Genomic DNA, 23,848 nt, shown 5'->3' on the forward strand with positions numbered 1-23,848 from the left:
GTTCCTTACATCATTTCTTATATTGTTATTTATGGGTTCTACCCTCCATGGATGCAAAGCAGACAGACTCTTCTACAATCTAACCGCATGACCACCATCAAAAAAGTAAAGCCATGTATGGTCAACTTGTCGACCCAATATATCTTCGATAGCCCGCCCGTACAGCTCTAGCTGGAAACGATAGTTTTCAACTAAAGGTTCCAGTCCTCCGCGATGTTCCAGCACCCGATCCGTCTTATAATCTAGCAGAACAAGTTCGCCATCGACTTCATAGAGACAGTCAATAATCCCCCTGACAAGCACGGTTTCGTTTTCCAGTGTAGCTTCTACCTTAATCCGATCACTCAACTTCTCTTGATCCTCGTTCAACCGCAATTCATGAAGCCACTTGGCCGGTGATTGATGTGAAGGAAGACCATAAGTAAATGGAATTTCTCTTTTGACCCATGCCGCACGCAGCATTTCTCTTCCTGGTTGCGTACCAAAAAAGGATGTCAGTTCTCCTCGTTCAATCGCCTCTGCCTGATAAGGAAGCAAAATTTGAAGGGTCAGTAGTCGGGCAATAGTCTCATCAACAATTGTATCATCCACAGCAGACCCATCTAGAGGGAGATGCTGCATCAGCGTATGATACACGATTCCCCGTTCTGTTCCCGTCAGTTGTCTCTCACTCATAAATTTTGGACGGCGTAGGTGCAGTTTAAATGAAGATTCGGTCGGTATAGTCTCGCTAACATCCGCGTTTATAGCCGCATTAGAACTTGATGCAGGTTCACGATGATTACGGGGATCCAACAACTCCTGCTGTATTGGCAGCGTTCCTTCCTTAGAGCGATCCATATTGTTTATGTCTAGTGGATGTTCTGAATAGGCTGTTTCAGCTCGTTCTTGTAACTCTTCCATTACAGGATACGAGACATCCTCCTGCATCAAAAGAGAGCTCTTGATTTCAGTCACCGAGGTGCTTGCTGCCACCTGAGACGCTGATTCATATGGATATGTCCAGGAAAGCCGCTTCTCAATCTCACGTACCAACGTAGTACCTAACAGTGTATCACCTCTACCCGGTTCATCCATCACGTTTTCTTCATGTGATCCTTCTTTCAGGTCTGAACTCACATCTATGCCTTTCTCAGATTCGACGAATTCAACCTCAGCAAAATCAATACCTGTCATCCCGTCTGACTGCTCTGGGATTTCCGCTGATGATATTAATCGAACCGGCTGCATCGTTTGCAGTGCCGACATTCGTTCTCTTCGAAGTTCAGTGGTCTCATCCTCTTCACTCTGCACAACGTCTGTATTCGTGCTACGGGACATTTGATCCGCGGCAACCACGGATATGCTCCAGCGTGATTCATCACTTGCAAGGCAAGCTGCATATGAATCAGGATCACCTGCAAGCTCACGCAACACGGCAGCATCCCGGTGCCTGATCAGTGCTGGTCCGATCCAGTCCAGATAGTTTCGTCCAGCCGCAAGGAGATAATCTGGTAATGCCAGCTCGGGACTATCCTTAACCTGTAACCAAGCCTGTGCCTTTTTGACAGCGTCCTTCACCGTACCTACCAGTACCATTTTTTCTTTTGGCCGAGTTAATGCCACATATAACACACGCATCTCTTCGGCAAGTAGTTCAAATTGAGCACGGCGACGAATAGCCAGATTGGCTAAAGTAGGATAGGCAACTCTGTTATCACGATCCACGAATCTAGGGCCAAATCCGAGTTCCTTATGCATCAGAAACGGTGCATGCAGATCCTGCTGATTAAACAATTTAGAGATGCCGCCGACAAATACAATCGGGAACTCCAGACCTTTGCTTCGATGTATCGTCATGATTCGTACCGCATTGTCCTGTTCCCCTGAACCACTAGATACCGTTCCGAGATCTCCACCATTTTCCCGCAATCGGGAGACATAGGTGAGGAAACGGAACAAACCGCGGTTCGCAGTAGCTTCCTCGTATTGACGTGCCCGATCGTATAATGCTTTCAGATTACTTTGGCGCTGCTGACCACCAGGAAGACCGCCAACCCAGTCGAGATATCCGGTATCCCGATAAATACGCCAGATCAGCTCACTTAAGCTACCTTGTCTTGCCTCAAGTCTCCACTGTTCCAGTTGTCGCATGAAATGAATGAGTTTCTGTTGCAACGGTGAGTGAGCATATTCGTTCCCATCCATAGAGCCAGACTCTTGTTCACGTATTTCAGTTCGAGCATGATCTTCCAAACCAGCTTTCAGATCAGCTTCCAGCTCAATAGTAGCGGCTGATTCCCGCTGTGCTTGTTCGATCTCTGACCAACCTTCCGGCCATTGCATCTGGATCACACGGTCAACCTTTGTATGCTGTCTCTGCTCAGAACGCTGACGGGCTACATTTAGTTCATCTCCCCAATCCCCTGTAGCAGATACAACGGCATCATAGAAGGACTGTCTTTTGTCGCCCAGACGAATCTGAGCAAGCTCTTCTTCATTCAAACCAACTATGGGAGAACGGAGTACAGAAGCCAGAGGAATATCCTGTCTTGGATTGTCCACAAGTTGTAATAGAGATAACATCACTTCAACTTCCGTCGCTTGAAAGTATCCCTTGCTCTGCTCTCCACCTGCGGGGATGCCCTGCTGTCTGAATTCCTCAATCATCAACGGAGCCCACATCAATGTGGAACGAAGCAAAATAACAATGTCTCCATAACGTGCCGGACGCATCGTTTGTAGCGCCTTGTCATACACGCTCAGAGCAGGCTTGTCTGTTTCTCCGACCATTTCTCGTATCCGAGACGCGATGGCGCGTGCTTCCAGTTGAGCCGTTTCGAGTTCAGCACTCTCCAGTTCTGCGGCAGCTGCCGCATCCACACCCTCTTCCATATTTTCGGACATATCCGTCCCACTGCCTTGGCGATCAATTAACATGAGCTCAGGTGTATACGCTTCGCTTCCAAGTGTTTCTGATGGGAAGGAAGCACCATATGCTAACTGAGCCCGTTCATCGTATGCAATCTCTGCGACCCCTTCATTCATCAACTGTCTGAATATGAGGTTAACGGAATGGACAACTTCGGCACGACTGCGGAAATTACGAGCAAGGTCGATTCGTTTCCCCGTTCCAATACCCCTATTTGCCGTGCGCTCTCTGTTGTCATCCGTCTCCACACGAGTACTCGCTGTATAGTTGCGGTATTTGTTCATGAACAGACCTGGTTCAGCTAACCGGAAACGATAAATACTCTGCTTAACGTCACCCACCATGAATCGGTTACCCGGATTCTCTCTGGAGATCAGCTTAACGATGTCCTCCTGGACCGTATTGGTATCCTGATATTCATCAAGCAGCACTTCATCAAAACGTGCACGATATTCCATCGCTGCATCCGAAGGCATCGAATGTTGAGGGGTAGAGTCCTCATGCCGCAAAATGTGCAGACAGTAATGCTCCAGATCATTAAAGTCAACCTGACCACGTTCCTGCTTCGCCTGACGATAACGCTCGCCAAACGTACTTACCAGCTTGGAAAGTTCCTTCATAAGCGGCGCGGCTTGTTCCAGCTCCTGCCAGAAGGAAAAAGCGCTTCTTCCAAAAAGAGAACCTTTTAGATCCACGACTGCTTTTTTGGCTGTTTCGCGCAGTTCTTTTACCTGTTCCTGTAGCCCGGGGTCCGTCTGATCTTTCTTACACGGTTTCAATTTACCAAATACAGCCGGCTGGAATACTTCAGGCAACCTTTCCCAAGGCATCACTTCAACTGCGGATAAAAGCTCTTCAACCATAGCCAAATCTTCTTTGAGTGTCTCTGCATAAGGTGCTGGTCCTTCAGGCTGTAAGGAAACCTGAATCCCTTGTCGCAGCAGTCCTGCTGCCCCGCTTAGAGCGAGAGCCGCATCCCGTAAAATGCTCTGCACCCATGCTGATTGCCCCAACGCCTCTACACTTTCCACCTGAAAAGCTTCGGCCATCTCCATGAGCCAGTGATCTGGCCAGGAATGGCTTCGCGAGAAATCGTACAGACGCTGCACCAACCGGTGCATGGCATCATCGTTTCGCTCTCCACTGAACCAGTCCACCAATTCGCGGAACGTACTGCCCTCGTCCTCTTCGCCATACTTTTCCTCAAATAGCTCCTCAAGCAGTTCCTGGCGAAGCATCTCGGCCTCATTTTCATTCAAAATACGAAAAGCCGGATTAAGCGGAATCTGCTGATAATACCTGCGAATGACTTCCATACAGAAGGAGTGCAGTGTCGTAATGGAGGCTCGTCCAAGCAATGACAACTGTCTACGCAAGTGCTCATCCTCGGGCTGTTCCTCGAGCGCACGCTCCAATGCCTCTCGAATACGCTGCTTCATCTCGGCAGCCGCCGCCTTCGTAAACGTGGCAACAAGCAATCGATCCACGCTGAACCCTTGAGAAGGATCGGCTATTTTACGTATAATCCGCTCGACCAGAACCGCTGTTTTTCCCGATCCTGCAGCCGCAGCGACCAGAATATCTTCTCCATGCTCAGAGATGGCGCTCCATTGATCATCACTCCAGAAGCTGCCTTCCGGTTTAGGCATATGCGTCATAACGATTCCTCCTCCCTGCTGTGAGACAGCATATCCCAGATGTGCTGTTTGCCCGGTTTGGACAGTATTTTATAGTCGTTCCCTTCGATGTTTTCATCAAATTGGCAGACTGGTTTGTATGGACAGAAAGTACAGGCGACCTCCTGCTGTATACGATACGGCTCAATCGCTGTATCTCCATCAGTAATTCGGGTTCCGATCTCACGAATATTACCACGTACGGCAGACAGTAGTGTATCCCACTGTTCTGGCGTCGCTACAGCGGCACTACTATAGAAGCTGCCATCCGCTTTCAATGCGACCGGTATGATTGCGGAATGTCCTTTATCCAGCGTATGATCCATCTGAGCAATCGCATCGCGATCTGCCAATAACAGACCTTTCATTTTAAAACGTTTCAACAGCTCTTGCCCCGCCTGTTCCGATGTCATGCCATTCGCGGATTGCAGTAGCGGATTATGCACATGGAAATAAAGAGTGCCTCCCGGCAAAGCCGTTTCCCCTAACCATTCCTCCGCCGCACTGAGCAATACCTCCAGATAGGTAAGCATTTGCAGCGACAATCCATAGTAGACCTCATGAAGTTTAAGATCCGTCTGACTGGACTTATAGTCGATCACTCGGAGTAGCAGGCCATTCTCACCTTCAGCGACATCTACACGGTCGATCCGGCCGACAATCTCCAGTACACACCCGTTCTCCAGCTCAAAACGCAGAGGCGGCAGAGGTTTACCAGGGCCAAAGTCAAGTTCAAGCCCAATCGGTTCAAAGCTGCCGCGCCTGGACTGCTCGCCCAAAATAACCGATGCTCGGCTGACGATATCTTTTAATTTGCGGAAAATATACCCGTAACGCTTCGTGCTTAACAAAATCTCGCCCTGGAGCTGTGGAGCAATCTTCTCCACCGTTTGCTCAGCTTCCTGGCGACATTGTTCCGGTGTCAGACTGCCCCAGCTACGATTCTCCTCACGTAGGCGCATCGCCAGTTGACTCAGTGCAGCATGAAACAACTGACCAATATCCGGAGCCTGAAGACGATACAATTGCCGCTCCTTAAGCTTTAGACCATGCGATGCAAAGTGAGAGAACGGACATGCTACGAAACGTTCCATGCGTGAGACACTTGTCCGTACCTCCGTACCATACAGCCGGCGGCTGGTTGATGTTTGCAGCCGGAGTGCACGATTACGATAAAAGACAGAGCCGAGTAACCGTTCAAGTTGCGGGCGGCTCGCTTCGCGGGTAACATGCCAATTGTAGACAGCCCACCATATCTCGGGTATGTCTTCACCCCTGCGCCACCTGCGCAGCTGTCCAATCAACATTGAAAGACTCTGTTCCGGATGAATAGCGTAAGAGAGATGTACAGCGTCGAGATCTGAAACTGGCGGCTGTACAAGTAATGGCTGCTCCTGCAATCCGAACATTTTCCGTATATGGCGCACAATTTCGGATGGTAGTAATGATTTCCCTTCATCATCTGTCACGGGATAGCTCAGCCATAACTGATTACTCGCAGCAGTCAAAGCCGTATAGATTAGAAAACGTTCATCCAGCATAAGTCTTGTGGCACCTGGTCCAAGCCCCATGCCTCTCTCTGTGAGCAGAGATCTTTCCTGCTCGGTTAATACACCGTTGTCCTGAGGGATCGCTGGCAATTCTCCATCGACCGCTCCAAGAATAAATACATATTTGATATCACGCAAACGGGTGCGATCCATGGAACCAAACAGCACTTGGTCAATCGCCGGAGGAACAAGCCCCAGCTTGAGTTCAGTCAATCCTGTCTCCATCATGCCCGCAAATAAATTGATATCCAGACGCTCATTGCCCATCATATCAACCATCTGATCTAGCAGATCCAGCACTGCTCCCCACATTTGGCGATGCTCTCTGGATCGCTCCGGATCACCTTGCGCCTTGGCCTGAGCAGACATCTGATCCAGCTTATGTGCAATGTTCGCATCCTCTAACAGGCCAAACAACGCCTCACACTGAGCGGCAGCTGTTTTTGCTCTTTTCATTCGTTTCTCAAACGTGCCCAGTGCAGTTGTGATTACCGTTCTGCAGCTCTCCATCAGAGATAACACAGCATCGCGTCCTCGGCTGTGTCCTTCCTGACCGTTGTCCTCCAGAGACAGACTCGGGACATATTTCCATGGCCTTCCATCCGTCCAGCGATATCCATGGATACCGCAAGCCAGTACATAGTTCTCCAGCTGATCCATATCTTCACGCGTGATAGAACCATCCAGCGGAAGCAGCAGATCGGTTTTCACACAACGAAACACATCTTCATATCGCCAGTTGCGACGAACGATATCCAGTGCCGAGCGAATAAATTCAGATAATGGGTGATGTAATTCACTCCGTCTACGGTCCATAAACACCGGAACATCATAATCCTTGAATAGCGGTTCAGCAATATCAGCATAATTGTCTAATCCACGAACCAGTACTGCCATCTCACGATATCTTGCTCCATCTTCCTGGGCCAGACGGCGCATTTCACGCAAAGCTCCCTCCAGCTCTGCCCGTCGATTCTCCGCAGCGAACAAGCATATCCCGGAGTCCTCACCGTTACTTCTCCAGCGGACACGACGATCAAAACCCGCTTCCAGATGCGCAAGTCCAGGGCGATCCTTAAATCTCGGTAGAACTTCATCATGAAGAACGGTAGTCTCGCTAGACACACCTAAATGTTCAGCCATGCCTTTGAGCCGCACATAAGCACTTGCCGTTGGATAAAACAATTCCAGTTCCCCTGGGGGCACTCCTTTCTCGTAAGCACGATCAAGCGTCAGGGCAATTGTCACAGACGAGGTCTGTAACATCAGTTGTCCAATCACACTCATCTCTTGTGGAGTGAAACTATGAAATCCGTCAATCCACACTTCTGCTCCCTGCAGCCATGTACTTTCTGGCAAACGACCCGTCAGTTCATTCAACGTGTCCTCATCATCTATATATAAATCGGTCAATTCCTTCTCATAGTCATGGTAGATCAGATTCAAGTCATGAAGTTTGTCTTCCAGAATAGGTGAATTCGCCGCAATGTTCCATTCCTTAAGCCCATCTTCAAGTGCTGACGCATGAACTTCATAGCGTTTAAACTCGCCATATAGATTGGTCAGATCCCCAATAAACCCAAGCTGGCTTCCCGAAGCAGCGAATAGTCGTAATTCTTCCTTTCGCCGCTGTATAACTTTATATAAAAGCATCTTTTTACCCTCGGCTCCAATCGGAATGCGGGCAGAACCACCAGCTTCTTGCATAACGCGGTAAGCCAGACGGCGAAATCCAAGCACCTCGGCACGCATCATGCCTTTAATTCCTCCTGAAGACACAAGCGCCTGCTCTGTCCGAAATGAGCTCTGTTCCGGAACAAGCAAAATCAGCGGTTTACCTTGCGGCTCCTGTTGAAGCAGGGATGTAATTTCCCGGGTGATCAGTGTACTTTTACCACTGCCTGCCCGGCCAATAACAAAGCGAACGGACATGTGTCATCCTCCAAACTGCACGTGCAAGATTTTAATTTTCAGTATACCATACCTTGCTTATTCGGAACGTATGTTTGCCATGATCCACCAAAAACGGCGATCATCTCCGCACATGGCAAAAAGCCCTCAGTGATACCCACTGTGGACCTTAACCCATAAAAAATGGAATTAATCTAATTGTTCATTTAAGTACTACCCAAAAATAGAATACTTCTATTGCTTTTTGCTCCGTACTTCGAAAATAGCAAATTTAAGATAGTGCCCTTCATCTACACCCAAAATTTGCGGATGATCTTTGCCTGCGGCTTTCCAGTCGATCAAACGAAGAACTTTGCCAGCATCCTCCGCTGCATCTGCAATCGTTTCAAGAAACAGGTCAGGGCGCATGTGGTATGAACAACTTGCGGTTACTAAATATCCACCCTCATTGACAAGTTTCATGCCTTGCAGGTTGATGTCTTTGTATCCACGGCATGCTCCCTTGACTGCCGATTTGGTTTTGGCAAATGCAGGAGGATCGAGAATGACCACATCGAACGTTTTTCCAGCGCTGGACAGCGCCTTGGACGTGTCCACTTTTTGTTCAGCTGCGCGTGCTCGTGCATTGCGCTCATCGAGGCCTTTCACTTGCTCACGCAGGTACTGGAAAGCATCGGCAACCACGAACTCAACCCGATCTGTGAAACCATTAAGTTCGACATTGGTTCGTGCACTTTCGATGGCATGTTCAGATATATCGAGACAGGTTACTTTTTTGGCTCCATACTTGCATGCATTCAGCGTAAAGCTACCAGTATGAGAGAAACATTCCAGTACAGTAGCGCCGTCCCAATACGGGAAAGTAACCACTTTGCCGCTCTTGTTAACAGGTAGAAGCTGTTCAGTCCCTTCGTACTCGACCTGCTGCATATTGATTCCACTTTTGTATCCCCAGCCTTTCATCAACGGCTCGATGGCCGCACGATTTTCACGCTGGTCGAAGAAGTATCCTGTTTTCTGTCCTTCCACAATATCTACTTTGATGAGCAGCCCGTTCTCCGTCACCGTCACATGACGCGGACATTCTCCATAGAGTGGCCCTTTGATCTGCTCCAGACCTTCCAGTTCACGAATGGATACATCGCTGCGCTCATAAATGCCCTCCGGCTGCATCACTTCAATGAGAGCTTGCACGATCGCTTCACGGCAGCGATCCATACTAAGTGTAAGGATCTGCACAACCAAAATGTCGCCGAACCGATCAACGATCAATCCTGGTAAAAAATCGGCTTCACCATAAACGAGACGATAGGCTTCGCCATCTTGAATAAAGCGTTCCCGGTGGCGTAAACAATCATGGAAACGTGCTGCAAAAAAAGCAGTATCCATCTGTTCAAATGCCAAAGGTTGATAGGAAACAACACGAACGGTAATCTGAGAAGCCGGGTTATAATATCCAGTCGCCAAGTAGCGACCTTGATGATTGAGTACATTAACGATATCTCCGGGTTCCGGGTTACCGTCTACAGATGCAATTTCATTTTTGAAAATCCAGGGATGTGCATGTTCTAGCCGCTTTTTGCGACTACGCTCCAGTGTAACGGATGGCAAGTTTGATCCACTTCTTTCTTAGGTTAGTTGAAAAGATAGGTGTGAGCGGCAAGACGCTCCAGGGACGAATTGATCCTACGATCGCTGTTGTCCTCAGATTTTTTTGATTCCCCTGTGCTTGTCATGCTTGTCTCTATCTCCACATAGGATAAGTGATAAGGCATTGAACGGGAGGAATGATGGAATCATGTTCAGAGAAGTAATTCTACCTCTGCTATATGGACTTATAATCTTTTTTGGCGGGATGAAACTGATGGAGACAGCACTCCAGCGTATGGCAGGTCCAATGCTAGCCGACTGGCTGAACCGTGCCACTTCTGCCCCGTGGAAGGGGATGGCATTCAGCGCAGGTGCCACCGCCTTGCTACAGAGTAGTACTGCCGTGACGGTGCTCACGATTGGACTAGCTAACGCCCGATTAATCACCTATGGCCGAACACTCGGCATCATTCTTGGAACGAACATTGGAACCTGTCTGACGACAGAACTGATCGGGCTTCAGATTGGGCGAGCTTCACTTCCCTTGCTGCTCGTGTCCCTAACAGGCTGGGCCATATTCATTGTCCTCGGTGAACGCAATCAGGCGGCTCCTGAACGCACTCGCCGTAGCTTAGCAAGTATACAATTCAGCTTTCTTGCAATAGCAGGCTTCGCTCTAGTTATGACAGGCATACAGGTTATGCAATCTATTGCCATTCCACTAAGAAGTATGGGCGTATTCCAATGGTTTCTGGAGCGTTCTGCGGATAGCCTGTGGTGGGGCTTCCTTGCCGGTGCCTGCTTGACCGCCTTGATTCACAGCAGCGCCGCAGTAATCAGCATGGCGATTACACTGGCCGCCACAGGTGTCTTGCCTGTGGAGATCGGCATCGCAATTGTGATCGGGTCCAACGTGGGGACCTGTATCACCGCAGTTATTGCAGCTGCGGGCGGAGCCTCCGCAGGCAAATTTGTAGCAGCCTCCCATGTTGTGCTCAACATTGCGGGAGCTCTGCTATTTATGCCGCTGATCGGCCAGCTGCATGCAGCGTCGGCCTGGCTGTCAGCGGACAACGGGGCACAGATTGCGCATGCCCAGACCCTTTTTAACATCATCAGTTCATTACTGGCCTTACCGTTCTGTTACCTACCCATCTGGCATAAGCCACCTGTTCACGCCTCATCAACCAAGACACCCGTCGTTTAATAGGTTGTCATGATATGCCGCATATCGGCATCCAATCGTGGAGATAGACAGAGAATCGTTCAAATGTAACTTCGTGCCATTTTACACGTGGATGCCTAATTTGTTCAAGCCCACCCGCAGAATGTTATCGTTGTTATCGTACCCGTTCTGCTGTTGTTTGGCCCATGCCTCTTCAGGAGCATACCAGTCTACACCCTTGATCTCTTCAATCTGAGGCTGCAAGTCACCACTTTGTGCTTCCACAAGGTAATAATGCACTTCCTTGTCCACTGGACCAAATTCGGCATGTTCATACGTATAAGCGATGATATCGATCGGCTCTACGATACGACCCACCATACCTGTTTCTTCTAAAATTTCACGGAGTGCCGTCTGCTCGATGGTCTCTCCTTCTTCCATTTTACCTTTGGCAAGTGTCGTTTTCCCATACCGATCCACAATAAGCTGAATTTGAAGTTGGCCGTCTTCTCCCGTTCTATAGACAACCCCACCTGCTGAAATTTCTTTTTTGTTCATACTGATCTCCCCCATCCCATTCAATTAGCTTTTTTGGCAAAGAAGGACCTCATCTCCTCGGGTACGTTCCCCAAGGAAATGATGTCCTTGTTCATAATGCCTTGATTACATCGCGGCAGACTTCAAATTCTCTTCCATTACACGAACCAGCGTGCCTTGGCTTTCATTAGCACCTGCTTCCATCAACTTCACGCGGCACACTTTACCTATCATGTCTGGTGTTCCGTCGAACACAAGTTGGATGTAGTTATCACTGTAACCATGCAGCTTGCCACTGCCTTCGCGACCTTTCGCTTCACCTTCAGGAATAACGTCTAATACTTGTCCAACAAATTTCTGGGCATACTCCAGCTGCATTTGTTCAGACAGCTCGATCAGTTCATGTACGCGTGCATTTTTGACTTCATCATCCACTTGATCTTCCATACGCGCTGCCGGGGTACCTGTACGTTTGGAATAAGGGAATACGTGCATTTCCGAGAAGCCAATTTTACGCATCAACTCATAGCCATTCCGATACATCTCATCGGTTTCGCCCGGGAAACCAACGATCACATCCGTAGTAATCGCCACATCCGGCATCGCCTCACGAATACGCAACATTTTGTTGTAGAACTCTTCGGTTGTGTATTTGCGGCGCATCCGTTTCAGCACCGTGTCATCTCCTGCTTGGAGCGGAATGTGGAAATGACGAACCAGCTTGTCTGAACGTTTAATGACGTCCAACATCCGGTCATCAATCTGGCTTGCTTCAATCGAGCTGATCCGGATGCGCTCCAGACCTTCCACTTTGTCCAGATCCCACAGCAAGTCGGTCAGATCATAGTTTTCCATGTCATCCCCATACCCGCCTGTATGAATCCCTGTCAGAACGATCTCTTTGTAACCTGCTTGTACCAATTGATGTGCCTGCTGAACGATGCTGTTGGCCTCACGACTGCGAGATAGACCACGGGACCAAGGAATGATGCAGAACGTACAGAAGTTGTTGCAACCATCCTGAATTTTGAGGAAGGCACGTGTACGATCCGCAAAATCCGGTACATCCATCTCTTCAAACACACGAGTTTTCATAATGTTACGCACCGCATTAACCGGTTGACGGGATTCTTGAATTTCTCTGACGTATGGCAAAATTTTATCTCGATCCTGGGTTCCGATGACCAGGTCAACGCCAGGGATGTCCAGTATCTCTGCTGGAGATGTCTGTGCATAACATCCAGTTACCGCAACAATGGCATCCGGATTGCGACGAATGGCACGACGGATGATTTGTCGGCTCTTTTTATCACCTGTATTTGTTACGGTACACGTATTAATTAAATACACATCCGCTGTCTGTTCATCGAAATCGACCTGTTCGTATCCTTCGTTTTTGAATAATTGCCAGATGGCCTCTGTATCATAAAAGTTAACTTTGCAGCCCAAGGTGTAAAACGCCACGGATGGCATAATTACATTCCCCCCATTTCTCCGGATTCATATAAAACACAAGTCAGTGCAGCCATACCCGCTGTCTCGGCTCGCAAAATACGCTTGCCCAGTCCTACAGATATTGCCCCTGCTTCATCTGCCTGGGCCGTTTCCTTCTCGGAAAATCCGCCCTCAGGCCCAACAACAATCAACACATTTGCTCCTGTATCAGGAGCATGCTGTTTGGCAAACAGCTTAAGAACATCGCCAAGCTGCTTGCCATCCTCTTTTTCATAACAATAACATACCAGATCATAGTCCCTAAAAGAAGATAACAGCCCTTTCCAGGAAAGCGGCTGCTCAACATGAGGAATGCGGTTACGATGACTCTGCTCTGCAGCTTCCTTGGCAATCTTGCGCCAGCGCTCCAAACGTTTGCTTTCTTTCTTGGCATCGTACTGTACAATCGTACGTTCAGATAAAAAAGGTACAAACGATACGGCACCGATTTCCGTACATCGCTGGATCACCGTCTCCATCTTGTCACCCTTAGGCAAACTTTGTGCCACGGTTACATTCCATTTTGCTTCATGATCCATAACCAGCGGTTCCAAAATGGCAGCTCTCACTTCGCCTGTTTCAATACTCTCTATGGCAACCAGCGCTTCCCTGGAGTTTCCGTCGCTGACAATCAGCTTGTCTCCAGGCTTGCCGCGCATGACTTTACCAATATGACGGGCGTCATCCCCGGTAATACGAACATCATGTTCACTGAACTGTTCTGCAGATATAAAATATCGCTGCATATGTCTGTCCACCCATTCTTTCCTGTTATGACTGGGATTCTCCTTGCACAAGAGCAGGCGAGAATCCAGTCGCCACAGATGATCATACAACTTTTATGTGTTTCTGACCAGCTTTATACGCCAAATGCTAGATGATCATGATCGGTATAATTCAATAACCAGACCTACTAAATCCAAGTACATATGATTAGCAAACAAATAGAGCGGTTGAATGGTGACGGCCTGCAATGGCGGGATAACCAGAATCAGCAGGAATACAAAGATAGACCAGTGCTCTACCCCCTGCAGTTTGCGACTGGTCGAAGGTGGTAACACATCTTCAAGAATACGATAACCATCCAATGGTGGAAGTGGAATGAGATTGAACATAAACAAAAAGAAGTTCGTAATACTGAACATCGGTAAGAACGTCATTAGAGCTGTAACAACCCGTTCATTCTCAATATTTCCCAACACCCCGGATCCAAACAATATTCCGTAGATGATTGCACCGATGATGGCCAGCAGCAGATTACTCAGTGGACCTACGACAGAAACGATCGTTCCCATTAATCTAGGTTTATCAAAATTGCTGCGATTCACGGGAACAGGCCGTGCCCATCCAAAACCTGCGATCACGAGCAGCAGTACGCCCAGCAAGTCAAAGTGCGCAACCGGATTTAACGTGACCCGCCCAAGCAGCTTCGCTGTTGGATCACCGAATTTGTTAGCGAAATACGCATGCGCAAATTCATGAACCGTAAATGCAATCAAAATGGTTACGAGAAAAAACGGCAATTGTTCCAGTGGAAGACGGAATATCCGATCTAAAAAATCCATCGCTTACCTCTTTCTGGCTTCAAATGCTAGCCAGTCCTCTTCACGCTCAATCGCACGCACTTCAAATCCAGCGGATACAAGAGCATCATGTACAACCTGCTCTTTATTTTTCCATATGCCCGATACGATATAAATACCGTCAGACTCCAGTGCGTTATACACATCATCGACGAACAGCAAAATAATTTCAGCCAAAATATTGGCAACGATAATTTTTACGGGGAGTTTTACGCCCAAGGCAGGGTCCTGACTTCCCAGAACAGATAAGAGGTCACTTTCCTTAACGGTAATCTCCTTTTGCATGTTGTTCAGTTCTACATTTTCCATTGCACTTGTAACAGCTACCGGATCAAGATCCAGTGCGAGCACGTGCTTTGCGCCCAGGTGAACCGCCCCAATCGCCAAAATACCAGACCCCGTACCCACGTCGATAATTTCTTCGCCGCCCTGAATGACGCGTTCCAGTGTACGCAGACAGAGCGTTGTCGTTGGATGTGTCCCTGTACCAAAGGCCATCCCCGGATCCAGCTCAATAATTTTCTCAGCCGCACTCTCAGGTGTATACTCCTCCCAAGTTGGCTTAATTGTCAGGCGATCCGATATACGTACCGGCTTGAAATATTGCTTCCAGGCTGTTGCCCAATCATTCTCATCCACTGTACGCGTCTCATACCGAATCTCTCCAGCATCAATACCAAACTCGGACAGTTCCTCAATTCTCGGATTCACCTCTGCCTGCAATGCAGTCATGTCCGTCCCTTCGGAGAAATAACCTTTGATCACCGCACAACCCTCGGGAATGTCATTCAGGGGAACATCATATAACTCGCCATACGTTGTATCCCTTTTTTTATTTAAAGTGCCGGATTCCTCAATCGATACCCCTCCAGCTCCCGCTTCATGCAAAAAATTCGAAATCATCTCCACAGCTTCTTCTGTGGTATGTATTGTTAGTTCATGCCATAACATACGTGGTTTTGCCTCCTCATTATTGGAACATCCCAACTATTGTACTACACAAGCAAGCCAGAGCACAAAACATAGCCATAAAAGAAAACAAAACAGGATATCCGCAGTCTAACTGCTTGAATATCCTGTCTCATCTTTCGTGTCTGGTGAATCTTACTTATAAACAAAACTAACAGAACCGTCCACCATTTCGAGTAATGATCTCAGCGGTCTGTGGCAATGCATTCTGGGAGACGGATACCGTCAGCAAAACGCCCTGCTTCGGCCTCATGCTTTGAGCTACTTCTTCTGGCAGATCGTCGTAGACCTGTCCTTCCGATAGTATCTCAGTCTCATCGCTAATGAGAGCCAGCACATTCAACTCCCCGCTGAAGCCACCAACCATTGCTGTAGGTGACTGATCTTCTGGGTTAAAAACGGGTTCAGATCCCCCTGTATGTTCACGTATACTTTTAATATTTAGCTGGTTGGAATACAGAAGCTCAAGTGCTCTACGTGCAGATTCTGCTTCAGACCAACTTGAGAATATAGCTTCCAATGTGACCGCCGAGCGATCTTCAGTCATGAATTTCCCGCGCCTGACGCCGATCGGCTGCCTCACCACGGCGCAATGCTTCGATATCCTCGTGATCTGCCATCTCAGCGCTGAACTCCACATCCTCGTTTTTCGCAGATTGCAATTGTTTCATTTTTTCTGTTTTTGTTAAAATTTCACCTGGTCGTTGTCGATTTCCCATCTTGCTCTTCCTCCCTTTGGCTACCTCGAAATTAGATCATTCCACCGGCTTGTTCAATAATTGACATCGCCCGGTGATGTACCGATTCATCTACAACAACTGTCAATAGTATGTCCCGGCCCGTAGGGCCACCTTGTCCGCCATCACTCATTCCGCTAGCAGTAGGGTCTGCTGCAGCCATAATCCCTGAGCTGGCATTCGTCTGCATCGCATCAGGTACCCATGATGAGTAACTGCCAGAAACGCCTGGTCTGTAGGAAGCTCCGCTCGGCCCTACACCCGCATAACGGCTGAAACGATTGATGGATATGTCCTCCACACGCAGCGCCTCCAATTTTTTGACCGCTCCCTGTGCCTGCTCGGGGCTATGAAAATAGGCCAAAATATTTTTCTCCGTCACTTGCTCACCTGCTTCCTTCGTTCTCTCACAGTACATCTGTTTAATATATCGTTCCCGCCATGCTATCTTTCCGCAACAGAGCCCAAAATATACCGAATCCCCCAATCTCGTTGCATCCGTACAATCAATTCACATAAAAAAAGACACCCTCGATTCATCGAAAGGTGTCATTACTCTCATTATAATCAGTCGCCGCGAAAGGCACGTTTTACTCGATCAAAGAAGGACTGCTCATGCTCATGTGTTTGTTCGCCATCTAACGCAGCAAATTGACGAAGGAGTTCCTTCTGCTCATCACTTAACTTGCTAGGTGTTACGACAACCACTTTTACATGCTGATCCCCTTGGCCCATGCCCCGCAAGCGCGGCACGCCTTTTCCTTTGAGGCGGAAATACGTTCCAGTCTGTGTACCTGCCGGAATTTTCAGTTTCACTTTCTCGGTCAGTGTCGGGATCTCAATCTCATCCCCCAATGCCGCTTGTGCAAACGTAAGTGGAATTTCACAGTAGATGTCATCGCCTTCGCGTTCAAAGAAGTCGTGAGACTTCACACGAATAACAATGTACAAGTCCCCTGCCGGACCGCCACGAAGACCACCTTCACCCTCGCCTGTCATACGTAGCTGTGCACCGTCATCTACACCTGCAGGAATACGAACATGGATTTTACGCTGTTTGCGAACTTTACCATTGCCGCTGCACGTTGTACATTTTTCCTTAATAATCTGACCAGTACCACTACAATTCGAGCAAGCACGACGATTCACCATACGACCGAACGGTGTATTTTGAACCACCTCCTGTTGCCCACTCCCGTGGCAGACTGTACACGTATCAGGCTTCGTTCCAGGCTTGGCTCCTGAGCCGTGACAAGTATCACAGCTTTCAGTACGTGGAATCGTAATATCCGTTTCTTTGCCAAATACAGCTTCCTTAAACTCAATGGTCATGGTGTACTGTAAGTCATTTCCCCGTTGCGGAGCATTCGGGTCACGACGTCCACCGCCACCACCAAAGAACATATCGAAGATGTCGCCAAATCCACCGCCACCAAAGTCTCCACCACCGAATCCACCCTGGTTTGGATCAATGTGACCGTATTGGTCATACTGAGCACGCTTCTGGCTGTCACTTACGACATCATAAGCTTCTTTTACTTCCTTGAATTTGGCCTCCGCATCCGCTGCTTTGTTCACGTCAGGGTGATACTGACGAGCTAGCTTACGGTATGCCTTTTTGATCTCCTCGTCGCTCGCATTTTTGCTTACGCCGAGCACCTCATAATAATCACGTTTTTCAGCCACTCTTCCACCCCCATAACATTCACCTTATCGCACATCGTGACAAAAGGAAAGTCAAAGCACGGGAGCCCCGGCTATGACTTTCCCTCAATCCGAACGTCACCGATGTATAACTCGCAATAATTGCGAATTAATTATTTCTTATCTTCGTCCACTACTTCGTAATCAGCGTCTACAACGTTATCACGTTTCGCAGAACCTTGTTGATCTTCAGCGCCTTGAGCCGCTTGTGCATCCGCTTGAGCTTGCTCATACAGTTTGACAGACAACTGTTGAACAATCTCAGTCAACTCTTCTGTAGCTGCTTTGATGTCTTCCAGATTATCGGAAGCCAGTACGCCTTGCAATTTTTCTTTGGCTGCATTTGCTTTTTCAACTTCGCCTGCATCTGCTTTTTCGCCAAGATCTTTAATTGTTTTGTCTACAGAGTAGATCAGTTGGTCTGCACTGTTTTTCGCTTCTACAAGCTCTTTGCGTTTTCTGTCTTCCTCTGCATGAAGCTCAGCATCTTTCATCATTTGCTCCACTTCAGCATCGCTCAGACCGCTAGAAGAAGTGATCGTGATTTTTTGCGTTTTATTCGTACCTTTGTCTGTTGCCGATACGTTAACGATACCATTGGCATCGATATCGAAGCTAACTTCGATCTGTGGCACACCGCGTGGTGCTGGCGGGATATCTCCCAGCATGAAGCGACCAAGCGTTTTGTTACCAGCTGCCATCTCGCGCTCACCTTGCAGTACGTGAATCTCAACGCTAGGCTGATTGTCCGCATAAGTAGAGAATACTTGAGATTTGCTTGTAGGGATCGTTGTGTTGCGCTCGATCATTTTTGTAAATACGCCACCTGCAGTTTCGATACCGAGGGACAATGGAGTTACGTCGAGCAATACAACGTCTTTTACGTCACCAGTCAGTACGCCCGCTTGTACAGCTGCACCCAAAGCAACAACTTCGTCCGGGTTCACACCTTTATGCGGTTCTTTACCTGTTAATTTCTTAATTGCTTCTTGTACAGCAGGAATACGCGTGGAGCCACCAACCAATACGATTCTGTCGATATCATTAGGTGTCATTCCTGCATCGCTCAGTGCACGACGAGTTGGTTCAAGGGTACGCTCAACCAATTCAGCAGAGAGCTCTTCAAATTTTGCACGGCTCAGGCTCAACTCCAAGTGCTGAGGAACACCGTCAGCAACCGTAATAAACGGCAAGGAGATTGTTGTGTTCAATACACCAGAAAGTTCTTTTTTCGCTTTTTCTGCTGCATCTTTCAAACGCTGAACTGCTGCTTTATCTTTGCTCAGATCAATGCCTTGATCTTTTTTGAATTCATTCACAAGGTAGTCGATGATAACTTGGTCGAAGTCGTCGCCGCCTAGCTCGTTGTCACCGCTAGTTGCCTTAACTTCGAAGAAACCGTCGCCCAGTTCCAGGATCGATACGTCGAACGTACCACCACCCAGGTCATATACAAGGATCGTTTGATCTTCGGATTTCTCCATACCGTAAGCCAAGGCAGCTGCTGTAGGCTCGTTGACGATACGAAGTACTTCAAGACCAGCGATTTTACCTGCATCTTTGGTTGCTTGACGCTGACTGTCATTGAAGTAAGCCGGAACGGTGATAACCGCTTGTGTTACCGTTTGACCCAGATAAGCTTCTGCATCGGATTTCAGCTTTTGCAGGATGATTGCAGAGATTTCTTGTGGAGAATAATCTTTGCTATCAATCGTTTCTTTGTGGGAAGAACCCATGTGACGTTTAATGGAGATGATCGTACGATCCGGGTTCGTGATCGCTTGACGTTTCGCAGTTTCACCAACGACGCGTTCACCATCTTTTTTGAAACCTACAACCGAAGGAGTAGTACGTGCACCTTCCGGATTTGGAATAACAACAGCCTCGCCGCCTTCCATAACGGCTACGCATGAGTTGGTTGTTCCTAAGTCAATACCGATTACTTTACTCATCGGAAATTTCCTCCCTCAACATTTTAAAATGAATAGGCTACTTGTGAGCCTTATTGTTCTGTAATTCATATCTGCTCTATGTGTAAAAAAACGTGTATATTAATTTCGTCCCTATGAGTCAAGGTTGTATAGTCACGCTCTCTTATCCTTAATAAGGTTTAGGAACTAACTTTAACCATAGCCGGACGAAGTACTTTATCTTTCAACATATAGCCTTTTTGAACCTCTTCCACTACGATGCCTTCTTCATGCTCTTCGCTATCCACTTGCATAATTGCTTGGTGGAATTCAGGGTTAAACGGTTGTCCAACCGTCTCCATCGCAGCAAGTCCTTCGCTCGCCAGCACAGTCTCCAATTGACGCAAGATCATTTGAATTCCTTTGGCAAAAGATTCAGTCTCCGTACCTTCCGGTACAGTAGCCATAGCACGCTCGAAATTATCAATAACCGGCACCAATTCAGTGATCAGCTTCATCGAAGCGTATTTGGCAAGATCCTCTTTTTCCCTTTGTGTGCGACGTCGGAAGTTATCAAAATCAGCCTGAGCACGCATTAAACGCTGCTGGGATTCCTCAGCTTCTGCCTTCAAACGCGTCAGCTCCGTTTGCTCCTGATCTATGATCTCTTCAGCCTGAGCCTCTGCAGCTGCAGCCTCATTAACTGGATTCTGCTCAGCGGCTGTTACCTCTTGCTCTTCTGTAAATGATTGTTGCTCCTCTTTCAAGATGTTCACCTCCTTATACGAATGAAACATACCCCCTCTGTTGCTTATTTGAAACGAGTAGTCAACATGGTTGTAAGATCACGGGATAATGTATTTAAAATATGGATGACGCGTGCGTAGTCCATTCGAGTTGGTCCAAGAATTCCTATTGAGCCGAGTGCCTCGCCGTCCAATGAATAGGACGCTGTAATCAAGCTGCAGTTGGCAAATGCCTCATGATCATTTTCAGTACCGATTCGCACCTGAATTCCAGATCCACCAGGGACTGGCATCATTAATTTCATTAATGTTGGAGTCTCATCTAATAAATCAAGGATATCCTTGACCTTCTCCACATCTTTGAACTCGGGTTGGGTCAACATATTGGTAGCCCCACTAAGGAACAAACGATTGTCCTGCTCATTATCGAACGCGCTGTTAAGCACCTGCATAACTTCCTCATAACGCGTGATATGACGCTCCAGTTCTTGACCTAGCTCGCTGTAAAGACGGGATTTCAGTTTATAGATGGGCACACCGATCAATTTGCTATTTAACAGACGAACTACACCCTCCATATCCGCAACCGAAATTTCAGGCGGGATCTGAACTGTCTTGTTTTCTACCTGCCCGGTGTTGGTCACGATGATCGCTACAGCTTCATTGTCATTCAGCGGAAGCAGCTGGAAGTGACGTAGTGACGTATGAAACACCTCTGGACCAAGAAGAATCGAGGTATAATTGGTCATATGAGACAAAATATTGGATGCATGCTGAATAACCTGTTCCATTACATTTAGTTTTTCTGCAAAAAATGATTTTAAATCATCTAATTCCTGGGGCTCCACCTGATTCCATGGAACCAGATGATCGACATAATATCGATAACCCTTATGTGAAGGAATGCGTCCAGCCGATGTATGTGGTTGTTCAAGGAAGCCCATCTCCTCAAGATCAGCCATTTCATTGCGTATTGTTGCCGGACTGTATCCAACATCGCCTCTTTTGGAAATGCTTCGGGAACCAACGGGCTCAGCTGAACGGATATAGTCATCCACTATAGCGTTCAGAATCATTCGTTGACGCTCTGTTAACATGGTGAGTATTCCCTCCTTCTGACTGTTTCGTCCCATGTCGTTAGCACTCCGGTTAGATGAGTGCTAATCAGTAATACAAAAATACCAAACTGACATGAACATTGTCAAGTGAGTTTACTGAACGAAACGATCTATTTATATTATAGGCCAATAACCTACACTTATAACGAATATCTCAAACCTTAGTATGGTTTGTTGGGCAGAAGGATACGTAGTTAAATTCAACAACACTTGAAACGTTGCCCTCCCGCGATCTCTCCTCATCGATCGTTTCAGCCTGGAGAGATAGACCAACCCTTCAGTCCTGATTAACAACAAATTATAAAAAAGATCACAACCCTGAACCGGTAGGTTTCTTGGCTTGTGATCTTTCTTTAATATAGATCTTTTTATAAACATCGTTCATAATGATACATTTATGCTGAAACATCTAGTTCTTTCAAAACAGCAATCTCGTCACAGCAATCCTGTTTACTACAATGGACGCAATCCGTCCACACTTTTTCCGGAAAAATCTCTTTCTCTACAACTGCAAAGCCATTCTTCAGAAAAAAGGAAACTTCATAGGTGAGTGCCATGACCTTCGGGATTTGCTGTCTCTCTGCCTCTTCAACAAGCCTTTCAAGCAAACGTGAACCAATGCCCAGCCCTTTATATCCTTCCGAAATGCCTAATGATCTTACTTCTACCAGATCATTCCCGAGGCGGCATAGCGAGCCGCAACCGACGACCGTTCCTTCCACCTCTGCCACAATAAAATGCTCCAGCTGTCGATGCAGTACTTCCCGCGAACGCGGAAGCATGATCCCACGCTCTGCATAACCCTTAATCATTTCAAATAGTGGTTCAACATCTTCCGGTACAGCTTTCCTGCATATTACCGACATCCAGCTCTCCTCCTATAACGAAGCTTTCCGAGGAAAGCTAGTTTCGTAGTTGTTAAATTAACACGCCCTGTAAAACAATATGAATAAATATACAACAGAGCGTATAGAATTTCAAGCTACGATTTTAGCGATATAGAGCCGATAAATTCTGCAAATACGTCATTCCCGAACAGAATCCCCTGTTCACTTAATCGGAAGCCGTCTGCTGTCCGCTCAAGCAATCCTGCATGCAACATTTTGCCCAGTGGCTTCGCGAACACTTCCTCCATGGACTCTCCGAATTGATCGTGGAATCGAGAAGATGAAGCCCCTTCCAGCATTCGAAGTCCGACCATCAAATAATCCTCCATCGCTTCCGCACGGCCAATCTCAAAATGATCCAAACGAGGCAGACCTGCACGCGAGGCTTCTACATAAGGGTTAATGCCCTTGATATTCATATGACGTTCACGACCTACGTATCCATGTGCACCAGCACCAAGTCCGTAGTAATCCTCATTTCGCCAATACGTAATATTATGACGGCTTTCAAAGCCGGGTTTCGCAAAATTGCTGATCTCATACTGTTCATAACCCGCTTCTTTCATCCGCTTCATTAATAGAAGATACATCTGCAGCTCGTCATCCTCATGCGGGAGAGGCAGTTGATTTTTTTGATACAGTGTATGGAAAAGTGTATTTTCCTCCACCTTCAAACTGTAGATGGAATAATGCTTTAGATCCAGCTCCAGTGCTCTATCAATGCTCTCGTTCAACATTTCGACCGTCTGGTTCGGCAGTCCAAACATCAGGTCAATCGACAGATTGTCCAACCCAGCCTTGCGTGCATTCTCCAAGCTTCGATATACATCATCCGTATTATGAATCCGGCCAATGCCTGTTAATAGATCATTCTGGAAAGCCTGTACTCCAAAACTGACACGGTTAACACCGCCCTCTTTCATCGCCGCAAGCTTCTCAGCATCTGTCGTTCCCGGATTGGCTTCCATTGAAAATTCAATATCCTCTGCCCAATTCGGAAAATAAGTTTTGACCGAGCGAAGGAAATACGCCATTTCATCCGGTTTCAATGCAGTTGGCGTACCGCCACCGACAAAGATCGTTTTAATCTCGCCAGGCGGAGTCGCCTTGACGGTATGCTCCATCTCCCGTTCTAGTGCCTCCAGATATTGCATCACAGGCTGATCCTTCAGGACATAAGAATTAAAGTCACAGTAAAAACATTTATTTGTACAAAATGGTATGTGTAGATACACCGCTTGGGGCGCACCTGTTGTCTGGCTATGTGCTGCAAGTGTCACGACAAGTCCCCCTCTATTTGAAAAAAGGAAAGCCATTTGGCTTCCCTTTCAGCTTAAAATGTTAATCTAATTTGAATATT

General features: G+C 47.4%; 18 protein-coding genes. 1 reads left to right on the forward strand and 17 read right to left on the reverse strand.

The window, feature by feature from the left end; translation table 11 throughout:
• Positions 1-72 precede the first annotated feature (72 nt).
• The 3 genes from addA to PQG66_RS10940 form a co-directional block, all read right to left on the reverse strand.
• On the reverse strand, positions 73-4,569 hold the full coding sequence (gene addA / locus PQG66_RS10930; RefSeq protein WP_272037697.1) for a helicase-exonuclease AddAB subunit AddA: 4,497 nt from the start codon (positions 4,567-4,569) through the stop codon (positions 73-75).
• Positions 4,566-8,069 carry a helicase-exonuclease AddAB subunit AddB gene (gene addB / locus PQG66_RS10935; protein WP_272037698.1) on the reverse strand — a complete coding sequence of 1,168 codons (3,504 nt, stop codon included), beginning with the start codon at positions 8,067-8,069 and terminating at the stop codon, positions 4,566-4,568. Before addB ends, addA begins: the two co-directional genes overlap by 4 nt.
• A gap of 213 nt (positions 8,070-8,282) precedes the next feature.
• Positions 8,283-9,659 (reverse strand): class I SAM-dependent rRNA methyltransferase, encoded by a 1,377-nt coding sequence (locus tag PQG66_RS10940; RefSeq protein WP_272037699.1) that lies wholly within the window; start codon positions 9,657-9,659, stop codon positions 8,283-8,285.
• A gap of 187 nt (positions 9,660-9,846) precedes the next feature.
• Here PQG66_RS10940 and PQG66_RS10945 point away from each other — a divergent pair, with 187 nt between their 5' ends.
• Complete coding sequence (locus PQG66_RS10945; protein WP_272037700.1) at positions 9,847-10,845, forward strand: Na/Pi cotransporter family protein; 999 nt, start codon at positions 9,847-9,849, stop codon at positions 10,843-10,845.
• Positions 10,846-10,926: 81 nt separating this feature from the next.
• Here PQG66_RS10945 and PQG66_RS10950 read toward each other — a convergent pair whose 3' ends face one another.
• From PQG66_RS10950 to hemW, 14 genes are all read right to left on the reverse strand, one after another.
• On the reverse strand, positions 10,927-11,361 hold the full coding sequence (locus PQG66_RS10950) for an NUDIX hydrolase (protein ID WP_272037701.1): 435 nt from the start codon (positions 11,359-11,361) through the stop codon (positions 10,927-10,929).
• Positions 11,362-11,466: 105 nt separating this feature from the next.
• Positions 11,467-12,813: a tRNA (N(6)-L-threonylcarbamoyladenosine(37)-C(2))-methylthiotransferase MtaB gene (gene mtaB / locus PQG66_RS10955; protein WP_272037702.1), complete on the reverse strand. Its 1,347-nt coding sequence runs from the start codon at positions 12,811-12,813 to the stop codon at positions 11,467-11,469.
• Between the two features lie 2 nt (positions 12,814-12,815).
• A complete protein-coding gene (locus tag PQG66_RS10960) occupies positions 12,816-13,580 on the reverse strand; it encodes a 16S rRNA (uracil(1498)-N(3))-methyltransferase (RefSeq protein WP_272037703.1) in 765 nt (254 codons plus the stop codon).
• Positions 13,581-13,715: 135 nt separating this feature from the next.
• Positions 13,716-14,399: a site-2 protease family protein gene (locus tag PQG66_RS10965; protein ID WP_272037704.1), complete on the reverse strand. Its 684-nt coding sequence runs from the start codon at positions 14,397-14,399 to the stop codon at positions 13,716-13,718.
• Between the two features lie 3 nt (positions 14,400-14,402).
• Positions 14,403-15,368 carry a 50S ribosomal protein L11 methyltransferase gene (prmA, locus tag PQG66_RS10970; protein WP_272037705.1) on the reverse strand — a complete coding sequence of 322 codons (966 nt, stop codon included), beginning with the start codon at positions 15,366-15,368 and terminating at the stop codon, positions 14,403-14,405.
• A gap of 169 nt (positions 15,369-15,537) precedes the next feature.
• Entirely contained in the window at positions 15,538-15,933 is a 396-nt protein-coding gene (locus tag PQG66_RS10975; protein ID WP_272037706.1) for a hypothetical protein, read from the reverse strand.
• On the reverse strand, positions 15,926-16,105 hold the full coding sequence (locus tag PQG66_RS10980; protein ID WP_272037707.1) for a YfhD family protein: 180 nt from the start codon (positions 16,103-16,105) through the stop codon (positions 15,926-15,928). The genes PQG66_RS10975 and PQG66_RS10980 overlap by 8 nt, the downstream gene beginning before the upstream one ends.
• Positions 16,106-16,136: 31 nt before the next feature.
• Positions 16,137-16,505: a hypothetical protein gene (locus PQG66_RS10985; protein ID WP_272038143.1), complete on the reverse strand. Its 369-nt coding sequence runs from the start codon at positions 16,503-16,505 to the stop codon at positions 16,137-16,139.
• Positions 16,506-16,690: 185 nt separating this feature from the next.
• Positions 16,691-17,809: a molecular chaperone DnaJ gene (gene dnaJ, locus PQG66_RS10990; RefSeq protein ID WP_272037708.1), complete on the reverse strand. Its 1,119-nt coding sequence runs from the start codon at positions 17,807-17,809 to the stop codon at positions 16,691-16,693.
• Between the two features lie 131 nt (positions 17,810-17,940).
• A complete protein-coding gene (gene dnaK, locus PQG66_RS10995; RefSeq protein ID WP_272037709.1) occupies positions 17,941-19,779 on the reverse strand; it encodes a molecular chaperone DnaK in 1,839 nt (612 codons plus the stop codon).
• A gap of 158 nt (positions 19,780-19,937) precedes the next feature.
• Positions 19,938-20,534, reverse strand: a complete 597-nt coding sequence (grpE, locus tag PQG66_RS11000; RefSeq protein ID WP_272037710.1) for a nucleotide exchange factor GrpE — start codon at positions 20,532-20,534, stop codon at positions 19,938-19,940.
• A gap of 14 nt (positions 20,535-20,548) precedes the next feature.
• The gene (gene hrcA, locus PQG66_RS11005; protein WP_272037711.1) at positions 20,549-21,580 is read right to left on the reverse strand and encodes a heat-inducible transcriptional repressor HrcA; all 1,032 of its coding nucleotides are present in this window, start codon (positions 21,578-21,580) and stop codon (positions 20,549-20,551) included.
• Positions 21,581-21,996: 416 nt separating this feature from the next.
• Positions 21,997-22,467 carry an N-acetyltransferase gene (locus tag PQG66_RS11010; RefSeq protein WP_272037712.1) on the reverse strand — a complete coding sequence of 157 codons (471 nt, stop codon included), beginning with the start codon at positions 22,465-22,467 and terminating at the stop codon, positions 21,997-21,999.
• A 116-nt stretch (positions 22,468-22,583) separates the two neighbouring features.
• The gene (gene hemW, locus PQG66_RS11015; RefSeq protein WP_272037713.1) at positions 22,584-23,768 is read right to left on the reverse strand and encodes a radical SAM family heme chaperone HemW; all 1,185 of its coding nucleotides are present in this window, start codon (positions 23,766-23,768) and stop codon (positions 22,584-22,586) included.
• Positions 23,769-23,848: the final 80 nt, after the last annotated feature.

It is taken from the genome of Paenibacillus sp. JJ-100 (assembly GCF_948329825.1).
Classification (GTDB): Bacteria; Bacillota; Bacilli; order Paenibacillales; family Paenibacillaceae; genus Paenibacillus.